The organism is Bradyrhizobium sp. Kon10 (assembly GCF_055807395.1).
The window spans coordinates 1-797 of record NZ_JBVVOZ010000106.1; the positions used below are offsets into that span (position 1 = coordinate 1).

1 protein-coding gene is annotated in these 797 nt (G+C 64.5%); it reads left to right on the forward strand.

What is annotated here, in order from left to right; genetic code table 11:
• Positions 1-797 (forward strand): ABC transporter substrate-binding protein (locus AC0L2O_RS36255; protein WP_473373129.1); only part of this gene is annotated, 797 nt, incomplete at both ends.

The window sequence follows — 797 nt, forward strand, 5'->3', positions numbered from 1 at the left end:
CTCGCCGGCGCCGCGATGGCGCTTGCCCTGAGCACCTCGCCGTCCTTTGCCAAAGAGCTGAAGTCGATCGGCGTCTCGCTGGGATCGATGGGCAACCCGTTCTTCGTCGCGCTGTCGAAGGGCGCCGAGTTCGAGGCCAAGAAGACCAATCCCAATGTCAAGATCACCACCGTTGGCTTCGAATACGACCTCGGCAAGCAGGTCACCCAGATCGACAATTTCATCGCCGCCGGCGTCGACCTGATCCTGTTGAACCCCGGTGATCCCAAGGCGATCGGACCGGCGATCAAGAAGGCGCAGGCGGCAGGCATCGTGGTCGTCGCGGTCGACACCGCGGCCGAAGGAGCCGATGCCACCGTGACCACCAACAACGTCCAGGCCGGCGAGATTTCCTGCCAGTACATTGTCGACAAGCTGGGCGGCAAGGGCGACGTCATCATCGAGAACGGGCCGCAGGTTTCCGCGGTGATCGACCGCGTCACCGGCTGCAAGAATGTTTTCTCGAAGAATCCCGGCATCAAGGTGTTGTCCAGCGACCAGGACGCCAAGGGCTCGCGCGAAGGCGGCCTCACGGTCGCGCAAGGCTATCTGACCCGCTTCCCCAAGATCGACGCTATTTTCGCCATCAACGATCCGCAGGCGATCGGCACCGACCTCGCGGCGCGCCAGCAAAACCGCACCGGCATGATCATCACCGCGGTCGATGGCGCGCCCGACATCGAGGCCGCGCTCAAGGACCCGGCGGCGGCGCAGATCCAGGCGTCCGCTTCGCAGGACCCGTTCTTCATGGCGCGGCG